At 66.7% G+C, this 9,740-nt stretch carries 8 protein-coding genes; 5 read left to right on the forward strand and 3 right to left on the reverse strand.

Annotation, left to right across the window (positions count from 1 at the left end; genetic code table 11):
• The first annotated feature begins 169 nt into the window (after nucleotides 1–169).
• The gene (locus tag AC3A6P_RS32795; protein ID WP_487696567.1) at nucleotides 170–1,588 is read left to right on the forward strand and encodes an MFS transporter; all 1,419 of its coding nucleotides are present in this window, start codon (nucleotides 170–172) and stop codon (nucleotides 1,586–1,588) included.
• Nucleotides 1,589–1,601: 13 nt separating this feature from the next.
• Here the strand turns inward: AC3A6P_RS32795 and AC3A6P_RS32800 are convergent, their stop codons facing one another.
• Nucleotides 1,602–2,612 carry a sugar phosphate isomerase/epimerase family protein gene (locus AC3A6P_RS32800; RefSeq protein ID WP_487696568.1) on the reverse strand — a complete coding sequence of 337 codons (1,011 nt, stop codon included), beginning with the start codon at nucleotides 2,610–2,612 and terminating at the stop codon, nucleotides 1,602–1,604.
• 29 nt (nucleotides 2,613–2,641) lie between these two features.
• Nucleotides 2,642–3,820 (reverse strand): Gfo/Idh/MocA family protein, encoded by a 1,179-nt coding sequence (locus AC3A6P_RS32805; RefSeq protein WP_487696569.1) that lies wholly within the window; start codon nucleotides 3,818–3,820, stop codon nucleotides 2,642–2,644.
• Nucleotides 3,821–4,092: 272 nt separating this feature from the next.
• Here AC3A6P_RS32805 and AC3A6P_RS32810 point away from each other — a divergent pair, with 272 nt between their 5' ends.
• The 3 genes from AC3A6P_RS32810 to AC3A6P_RS32820 are packed head-to-tail and all read left to right on the forward strand — an operon-like array spanning nucleotide 4,093 to nucleotide 8,288.
• A complete protein-coding gene (locus AC3A6P_RS32810; protein WP_487696570.1) occupies nucleotides 4,093–5,565 on the forward strand; it encodes a sugar porter family MFS transporter in 1,473 nt (490 codons plus the stop codon).
• 12 nt (nucleotides 5,566–5,577) lie between these two features.
• On the forward strand, nucleotides 5,578–7,467 hold the full coding sequence (locus AC3A6P_RS32815) for a putative nucleotidyltransferase substrate binding domain-containing protein (protein WP_487696571.1): 1,890 nt from the start codon (nucleotides 5,578–5,580) through the stop codon (nucleotides 7,465–7,467).
• A 5-nt stretch (nucleotides 7,468–7,472) separates the two neighbouring features.
• Nucleotides 7,473–8,288, forward strand: a complete 816-nt coding sequence (locus AC3A6P_RS32820; protein WP_487696572.1) for a metallophosphoesterase — start codon at nucleotides 7,473–7,475, stop codon at nucleotides 8,286–8,288.
• A gap of 19 nt (nucleotides 8,289–8,307) precedes the next feature.
• Here AC3A6P_RS32820 and AC3A6P_RS32825 read toward each other — a convergent pair whose 3' ends face one another.
• Nucleotides 8,308–8,856 carry a hypothetical protein gene (locus tag AC3A6P_RS32825; RefSeq protein WP_487696573.1) on the reverse strand — a complete coding sequence of 183 codons (549 nt, stop codon included), beginning with the start codon at nucleotides 8,854–8,856 and terminating at the stop codon, nucleotides 8,308–8,310.
• Nucleotides 8,857–9,103: 247 nt separating this feature from the next.
• Between AC3A6P_RS32825 and AC3A6P_RS32830 the strand changes: the two genes are divergently transcribed.
• Nucleotides 9,104–9,740, forward strand: a 637-nt coding sequence (locus AC3A6P_RS32830) for an NAD-dependent epimerase/dehydratase family protein (protein WP_487696574.1), incomplete at its 3' end; no start/stop codon positions are given.

A 9,740-nucleotide genomic window follows, 5' to 3' on the forward strand; every position in this document is an offset into this window, starting at 1 on the left:
GCCGGGCCGTCCGGTACCGTGAGGGCACCGGAAGTAAAAACGTGGGTCCGCCCCCGGCCGTGAGTGCTACGGCGGCGGGTGCACGCGCACACACGGTCTCGCCTGAGCCGTCACTTCTTCACATCGAAGAAGGGCTCAGATGCACATCAATTCATCCCGTCGCTCAGCCATGCCCGGATCACTTCGCGAGGTGTGGGTCGCCCTCACCGGGCTCTCGGCGGTGTTCCTGGTCGAGATGCTCGACAACTCGATTCTCAACCTCGCGCTGCCCACCATCGGAGGCGAACTCCGCGCCAGCACAACAGCTTTGCAGTGGGTCACCGGCACCTACGCTGTCGTGTTCGGCGGATTGATGCTGGCATTCGGCGCGGCGGCGGACCGGTTCGGGCGCCGCAGGATCATGCTGTCGGGTTTGGCGTTGCTGGGGGCAGCCAGCCTGGCCACCGCCTTTGTCGCCACCGTCGAACAGCTCATCGCAGTCCGGGCGGTCATGGGTCTGGCCGCCGCGATGACAACGCCGGGATCGCTGGCTCTGGCTTTTCGTCTGTTCGACGATGACCGACTCCGGATCCGTGCCACCACCCTGATCTCCACGGTGGGCCTGGTGGGGCTGGCGGTGGGGCCCACCGTGGGCGGGTTCGTGCTCGCCTACGCTCCGTGGCAGGCCCTGCTGCTGATCAACGTGCCGATCTCGGTGTTGGCGTTCCTCGGCATCCGCAATGGCATTGCCGCGGACACAGCCGGCGACCTGCACCGTCAGCCGATCGATGGCGCTGGAGCCTTGTTCGGTACCGCAACGATTGGCCTCGCGCTGATCGCTCCGACGTGTTTTGTGGATGCGGGCGCACGAACATGGTTGCCCTGGGTCACGACGATCGCCGCCATCGCGGTCGGCACCGTGTTCGTTGTTCACCAACGGCGTTCGCGTCAACCGCTGTTGGACTTCGCGCTCATCGCTCGCCCGTTGGTGTCGAGCGGTTTGCTGTTCAAGGCCGCCACCGCGCTGGCGACCGCGGGCCTGAGCTACCTGGTGACGCTGCAGCTCCAACTCGACTGGCAGTGGACGGCGGCGCAGACAGCCCTCGCCATGCTGCCCCAGGTGCTGGTCCTCTTCGCCGGCGGCGCTGTGATCGGTCCGCTGGTCACCCGTGTGGGTCTCGAGAAGGCGGCTTGGCTCAGCGCCGTTGCCGTGGTGTGCGGGCTGGCGGTGTACGCGCTGCTGGGCAGGTTCGGCTATGTGTGGGTGGCAATTTCACTTGCGCTGGTCGCGGCGGGTATGCGCGTGGTGGGAGTGGTGGCCGGCAACAACGTGATGCGGGGCCTGCCGGCCGATCGCACCACCATCGGTGCCGCGTTGATCGACACCGCCGGTGAGGTTGCCATCGGAGTGGGAATTGCCGTCAGCGGCACGATCCTGGCTGCGGTGTTCACCGGCGATGTGGCGGCGTCCACCTGGAACACCGTGCAGGCGAGCCAGTTTCGTCAGGCGATCACCTGCGCCGGTCTCGCGCTGACCGCCTTGGCCGCCGCCCTCGTCGGATGGGGGAGCTTTCGCGCCCGCCGCGCCGCCGACCGGCCGCAGTGCTGATCTGGGCAGTCGGCTACTTCAGCGACGCCCGGAGATCGGCGTCGGCGGCTTTGAGTACGTCGGCGGCCACTTCGATGCCCTCGATCCGGCCGAGTTCGGTGTCCTCGTGCTCGATGTTGACCATCATCTCGGGGTCGACGTCGTGCAGAGCGCGCAGGAATTCGGTCCAGTAGGCGGTGTCATGCCCCTTCCCCAGTGCGACGAAATCCCACGCCGAATTCTTCGGCCACTCGTTGGCCCATTCGTCGCCACCGAGGTTGGTCCGCGCTTCGTCGGGCCGCAACCGACGGAAACTGTTGTCCAGCACACCGTTGAGGGCCGCATGCTCGGCGTTGACCCGGACGTCTTTGGCGGCGGCGTGGACCACCAGGTCGCCGAGGTGCCGGACGACGGCGACCGGATCCATCTGCTGCCAGAACAGGTGGGAGGCGTCCAGTTCGACACCGACGTTGGTGGCCCCGGTCAGCTCGACCAGCTGCTGGATGGACGCGCTGTTGAAGACGATGTTCTGCGGATGCAGTTCGAGAGCCACTTTCACATCGTGATCGCGCGCCAGCCGGTCGGTTTCGCGCCAGAAGTCCGCGGCCACCTTCCACTGATGGTCCAGGACATCCAAGGCGGCTGAATTCCAGGCGTTGACAATCCAATTCGGCCGGGTGGCACCGGGCTCCCCACCGGGAAGTCCCGACATGGTGACCACCCGGTGCTGACCGAGCCGCTGCGCCAACCGGATGGAACGGCGGACGTCTTCGGCATGCTTGTCGCCGATGGCCGGGTTGGGGTGCAGCGGGTTGCCGTTGCAGTTCAAGCCGGCGATCGACACCCCGGTCCCCTCGAAGATCCCGAGGAAGTCGTCGCGCGCGGTATCGCTGTCCAGGATGTCGTCCATGGCCGGTACGTGCACCGCGGGCAGGAACCCTCCGGTGTTGATCTCGATCCCGGTCAGACCGAGACCGGCGATGACGTCGATCGCTTCGGGCAGCGACCGGTCGTGCAGGATCGCGTTGTAGAGGCCCAGTTTCATGATCAAACCCTTCTGAATTGGTGTTGAGGTCAGAGGACCTTGACGACCGCACCGCCGGAGGCGGCCGATTCCGCGACTGCCGCCACCACGCGCAACCCGTGCAGACCGTCCTCGAAGCTGGGCAGTGGCCCGAGATCGCCTGTCCCGGCGATCTGGTCGAGGAAGGCACGGGTCTGGTAGACGAACAGGTCGGCTACGCCGTGCCCGACGCCGCCGGCGTCCATCGGCAGGCCGCCACGGATGTAGGGGTGCTCAGGCCCGATCAGCACTCGGCGGGGGCCGCTGAGTTCAGAACGCACGTCGTCGGCCGAGAGAGCGAATTCACCGGCGCGGTGCAGATCCCAGGCGGCAGAGCCTTTGGAGGCGAACAGCTCGAAAGCCAGTCCGTCCGGCAGGTTGTGTGCCACGCGGGAGGCCGAGAACGTTCCTGCAGCGCCGTTGTCGAACCGCGCGGTGAACGTGGCCAGGTCTTCGTTCTCCACCGGCGCGGTCTCGCCGCTCACCGCGCCTTTGGTGTGTCCGTACGTCACGCCCACCGGAACCGGGCGCTGCTTGATCAGCGTTGCGAACGTCGCGCCACTGACTTCGGTGATGGGCCCGCACAGGAACTCGGCGAGATCCAGCAGGTGGCTGCCGACGTCGGCGAGTGCGCCGGTTCCTGGCCCGCCGCGGTAACGCCAGGTGATCGGCGAGGTGGGATCGAGCGCGTAGTCGCACCAGTAGTGGCCGTTGAAGTGGACCAGTTCACCGATGGTGCCCGCGGCGAGTTCGCGACGGATCGCCTCGACGGCCGGAGACCGGCGGTAGGTGTACCCGACAGCGGTCACCCGATCGGACTGCTCGGCAGCGGCGACCATGGCCTCCGCGTCGGCCAGCGACCCGGCCAGGGGCTTCTCGCACAGCACATGTTTGCCGGCGGCCAGCAGACCTTCGACGATCTCGCGGTGCAGGTGATTGGCCACCACCACACTCACCGCGTCGATGTCGGGCGCCTCGGCGATGGCCCGCCAATCGTATTCGGCCCGCTCATAGCCGTACCGCTTGGCGGTGTCGTCGGCCACCGCTGCGTTGCTGTCCGCGATCGCCACCAGCCTGACATCGGGGCGATCAGTGCCGAACACGGTGGTAGCGGTGCGGTAGCCGGCGGCGTGCGCGCGCCCCGCCATGCCTCCGCCGATGACGGCGACGCCGATCGTTCCCTGTCCCATGGTTGCACTCCAGTCTGGATTCATTCGGTCTACTAGACCGGTCTAATTTGCCAACTATGGAGGGTCTACCGTCCGGTGTCAAGCGTCAAATTCGTTGTGAGCGCTCTCGATTGACCAGGGAAAGGCCGCGGTTCAAACGGGACGCCCTGCATTTGAATGTACATATGACTTTACAAATTACTTTCGCGCGTTAGTCTATGTGCATGTGACGGGCATCACCGCCGCCAGTCGGCACCAGAGATCCCGCAGGCCAAGCAACGGAGGACCCTGACATGACTGCACATGCGGACTCGGCGTCGGAAGCCGAGCTACCACCCCTGACAGAAGGCCCCCACCGGCGCCGGATCGGGCTCATCTCCATCGTCGCCTGTCTGGGCGGCCTCCTGTTCGGCTACGACACCGGCGTCGCCAACGGCGCCGAGGGTCCGATGGCCCAAGAACTCGGGCTCTCCCTGCTCCAACTGGGCGTCGTCATCAGCGCGCTGCTGTTCGCCGCGGCGATCGGGGCTCTGCTGGGTGGAATCATCTCCGACGCCATCGGGCGTCGTAAGACGATCCTGATCCTGGCGGTGTTGTTCTTTGTCGGCGTGGTGCTGGTGGTGTTCTCGCCGGCCGGCCCCGAGCCGGGTACCTTCTCCCCGACCGGATTCGCGGTCCTGGTGGCCGGCCGCATTGTGCTGGGGCTCGCCGTCGGCGGCGCCTCGACGGTGGTCCCGGTCTTCCTGGCAGAGCTGTCGCCGTATGAGATCCGTGGCTCGATCACCGGCCGCAACGAATTGGCCATCGTCGTCGGTCAGCTGTCCGCGTTCGTGGTGAACGCGATCCTGGGCGTGACCCTCGGCCATGTGGACGGCGTCTGGCGCATCATGTTCGCGGTCTGCGCGTTGCCGGCTGTGGCGCTGTTCTTCGGCATGCTGCGGATGCCCGAGTCACCGCGCTGGCTGGTGGAGAAGGGCAGGAACGACGACGCGCTCGCGGTGATGAAGACCATCCGGTCCGAGGACCGGGCCCTGGCCGAACTCGGCCAGGTGGAACTGGTGGCCCGCGAGGAACGCGAAGAACACCAGATCGGGCTGAAGGCGATCATGGGCAGCAAGTGGCTGCGACGCATCATCTTCGTCGGCATCGGTGTGTGCATGACCCAGCAGCTCACCGGGATCAACTCGATCATGTACTACGGCACACGGGTGCTCGAGGAATCGGGCATGAGCGAGCAGCAGGCAGTGCTCGCCAACATCGCGTTCGGGGTGGTCGCCGTGATCGGCGGAATCATCGCGCTGCGCAACATGGACCGGCTGGACCGCCGCAAGACCTTCTTGATCGGCCTGTCGTTGACCACCACCTTCCATTGCCTCGTCGGTGTCGCCTCGATGCTGCTGCCGGCCGGCAACCCCGCGCGCCCGTACGTCATCCTGGTCCTGGTCGTCGGGTTCGTGCTGTCGATGCAGACCTTCCTCAACGTCGCCGTCTGGGTGTGGCTGGCGGAGGTCTTCCCACTGCACATGCGTGGCCTCGGTATCGGCATCGCGGTGTTCTTCTGCTGGGTCACCAACGGATTCCTCGGGCTCTACTTCCCCACCCTGGTCTCGACCATCGGCATCACCGGATCGTTCTTCCTGTTCGCCGGCATCGGGGTCGTAGCGTTGTTGTTCGTGTACACCCAGGTGCCCGAAACCCGCGGCCGCTCTCTGGAAGCACTCGAAGAAGACGTGTCGACCGGACAGATCTACGTCGGTATGCGCTGAGCCTGACCAGCCATGACGACAGAGGAGCTGAGCCGATTTCTCGCCGGCATCGAGCCGTTCGACGCGCTGTCCCCCACCCAGTTGGCGGCGATCGCCGCGGCGGCCACGGTCCGCCAGTTCTCCGCCGGCGACCTGGTGGTCGACGCCTTCACCGCACCGCCCACCGAGATCTATGTGGTGCTCACCGGTGAAGTGGACCTCTGGCACGACCAGGACCGGGTGACCAAGGCCGGTGACGACCGGTTCGTGGCCGGTGAGGTGTTCGGGTTCTCGGCGATGCTCACGGAACGCCCGGTCGGGCCCCGGGTGGTCGCCACCACGTCGGCCAGCGTTGCCGTGTTGCCGGGCAACCTGGTCGAGCCGGCGTTCTACTCCCGCAGCGGCGCCCGGTTCCTGGCCGACTACATCTCCCGGATCAGACGGCTGTCCACCTCGACGCCGGCCTTCAGCACGGTGGAGGACCTGCTCGCGACCACCCCGGTGGTGGTCGACCCGGACACGCCCGTCGCCGTGGTCGCGCGGCAACTCGCCGACCGGGACGTGCACTGCGCGGTGGTCCACGCCAGTGACGGCACCTACGGGATCGTCACCGACGCGATGCTGGGCCGCCGAGTGGTCGGTGACGGGGTATCCGCCGACGCCCCCGTACATGTGGTGATGGCGCACCCGGCCACCACGGTCGAGCTCTCCGGATCGTCGGTCGAGGCGCTGATCACGCTCCTCGACACCCGGGCCGAGTACCTACCGGTGGTCGATCGATCCGGGAAGCTGCGCGGCGTGGTGGGCGCCCGTGATTTCGCACTGGCGCCCACCACGGCGGGAGTCGGGATGCTCGAACGCATCCACCGCGCCCGCAGCCGCAGCGAGTTGGTCGAGCGGGCCCGGCTGGCGCCGGCGGTTCTGGGTGACATCCTCGACCGGGGGCTGGCCGCCGACCGTGTCATCCGGGTGTACTCCGCGATTGTCGATGCCATTGTCCGCCAATCGATCCGACTGGTCTTCGCCGACCATCCCGACCTCGGCCTGGACCAGTTCACCTGGCTCACCCTGGGCAGCCACGGCCGGCGTGAAGCGGTGCCCTGTTCGGATGTCGACGCGGCGATCGCCTTCGACGACGGTGTGTCCCCGGAGGCGATGGAGCAGTACCGTCTCGCGTTCGCCGACGTCAACGCACTGCTCGCCGATGCCGGGCTCGGGGTCGACGTCAACGGCGCCAACGCGTCGAACAAGGCCTTCTCCCGGACCAACAGCCAGTGGCGGGCGGCGGCGACCCGCTGGCTGACCGTACCCGGGGAGCACTCCCGCGCGGCCATGGCAGCCCACAGCAAGGGGCTGGCCGTCATCGCGTCGCTGCTGGTGGACGCCCGGCCCGTCCACGGCACACCCGGGCTACCGGAGGTTGCGCGCGTCTTCACCGACTTCCAGCGACACCCGGCAGCAATGAACCTGTTGCTCTCAGAATCGGTTTCGCACCGCGCCAAGGTGCGCGAGCGCACGCTGCGTGACGTGTTCACCGGGAAGGGCGACACCTTCACATTCGATGTCAAGACCCATGGGCTACTACCGGTGGTGAGCATCGCCCGGTGGGCCGCACTCGGGGTGGGTTCCACCGAACTGCAGACCGTGAAACGACTCCGCGACGCATCCGGATCGGCGATCCTGCCCCGCGCCGAGGCCGACCGGCTGATCGAGGTTTTCGAGCTCCTACAGCGGATGCGGTTGCGCCATCACCTGGATCGGCTCAGGGACGGGCACCAACCCAGCGACCTGATCGACCGCGACGAACTGTCGCCTATCGAACGCAGCATGATCGGGCAGGCCGTCCGCGAGATCAACACCATCGCACGCCGGATGGACCGCGTCGTCGAGCGCGCCGCACCCGCCCGGCGAAAGGCACTTTGACCGCAATGCGCATTGCCGTCATCGGCGACGTCGGTGGCCACGCCGAGCAGCTACGCCATGAACTCACCCGGCTCGGCGCACATCCCGACGGCTCACTGCCTGACGACCTGCTGGTCATCCAGGTCGGCGACCTGATCCATCGTGGTCCAGACTCGGCCCGGGTCGTCACCATCGTCGACCGGTACCTGCGCACCCAGCCCGGCCAGTGGGTGCAGCTGATCGGCAACCACGAGATCAACTACCTCCAACCGCCCGTCTTCCGATGGCCGGAAGAACTGAGCCGCAGGCACATTCGCACACTGAACCGCTGGTGGAAGAACGGCGCCGCTTGTGTTGCCGCCGCGGTCGACACCGCAGACGAGTCCTTCCTGATCACCCACGCCGGCATCACAGCGGAGTTCTGGGCCAGCAACCTCGGCGGTCCGTCCACCGCCGCCGAAGCCGCCCGCCGGATCAACGAACTCGCCAGAGCGGGAACCGGTACGGTGTTCCGCGCCGGCATCTTCCTGCACGGATCCATCACCTCGGACGTCGGGCCCCTGTGGGCGGACACCGCAGGCGAACTGCTGCCCGGATGGACCGATCGCCGCCTGCCGTTCAGTCAGATCCACGGCCACAACAGCATCACCTCATGGCGCGAGGCCGACACCGCGGTCCCCCGCGCCGGCATCGAAGCCCTGGTCACTCTCGACGTCACCGCCAAACACGAGATCGTCCACCTCGCCGGCGGAAGGCTCATCGGCATCGATCCCGACCACCGCGAAACACCGACAGTTCCCTGGCATGCGCTGGAGCTGAACGGCAACGTCACGGCGCGTTGAGCCTCGCGAACGGCGATGATCAGGGCAGTACGCGGCGCAGCGCGCCTTTGGCGACCTCTTCGGGCCGATACTGCTCACTGGCGTAGGCGCCGACAGCCACCAACGCACCCGTGGTTGCGGGCACGATCCACTGCAGAGCCTTGAGCTGCTTCTGCGCAGCCGCCACGTCCGGTGGCGTCGTGAGAGCCGGTGTGGTGGCGTCGCTTGCCGGTACTGCGCCGTGCTGGGATACCTTGCTGCCGAGCATGCGACTGTAGCCGGTGACACCAAGCGCGAGGAGCGTCAGACCGGTCTTCACCCAGGCCATGGTGGGGACGCCGGCTTGTGTCTTCATCCTGCCGAAGTCGTGTTTCACCAGGCCTGCGGCGCCGACCAGGTGCACGCCGATGGCGGCTGCGTTGACCGGAGTCCAGCGATCCCACCCCTCATTCGCGACAGCGCCGACGTCCCTGGGGTTTCCCGCCGACGACGACGCAGGATTGAGTGTGACGGCATTGGCCAGGGTGCCCCCGAACCATGCGGCCAAGCCCACATCATGCAATTGGTGGAACAGCGTTGCGCGAGCCATGACATCTCCTTGTGACTGAATCGGATCCCCCGCTGGTACCCGTCACCTGTCCGCGTAAACGGTCTCGGCCGTCCGATCAAGGCGTAGTCACCTCTGCCCCGAAGACGTCATAAATCTCCTGTCGGGAAACGGGTTTCGGCCGGCCCGTACCGTCTATACCTGGCGAGGACGCGCCGGCGTGAGGTTGCGAGCGGCACCACAGAACCCTGCCCGAAGGCTGGCATGTCATCAGATAACACCGCTGTTCATGAGTGAGCGGCTCCGAATTCTCGTCACCGGCGCGTCGGGCAACGTCGGGGCCGGTGTGCTGCGCGCACTCGCCCGTCAGGAACCCACAGCAGAGCTGATCGGCGTCTGTCGACGGCCTCCCCCCACTGTTGGGATGTACGCCGGGATGCGGTGGTTCGCCATCGATCTCTCGTCTCCGGATGCTGCCGCCCGGTTGGCGCCGGCGATGCGTGATGTCCATGCCGTCATCCACCTCGCGCTGGCGGTCCGCCCCGTTGACGACGAGGAGTACCTCTACCGCGCGAATGTGCTTGGCACCGAGGCGGTATTGGCAGCCATGGCAAACGCCGGTGTGCGGCAGTTGGTGTACGCGTCGAGCCTTGGCATCTACGCGCCGAACAGTTCTGCGCTGCCTGTCACCGAATCGTGGCCGACCACCGGTCAGCCGTCCTCGACATACAGTCGGCACAAGGTGGCCGTGGAGACTCTGCTGGACCAGTTCGAGAGGTTCCAGCCGGGTACGGCGGTGGCCCGTTTCCGCCCGACCGTGGTGGTGCAACGCGAAGCTGCATACGAAATACTCAGTGTCACAGTGGACGTGCCGCTGTTGCGGTGGTTGGGTCTTTTCACCTGGTGTCTGACTCTTACAAACTCTG

This window comes from Mycobacterium sp. Soil_C_30, assembly GCF_057656995.1.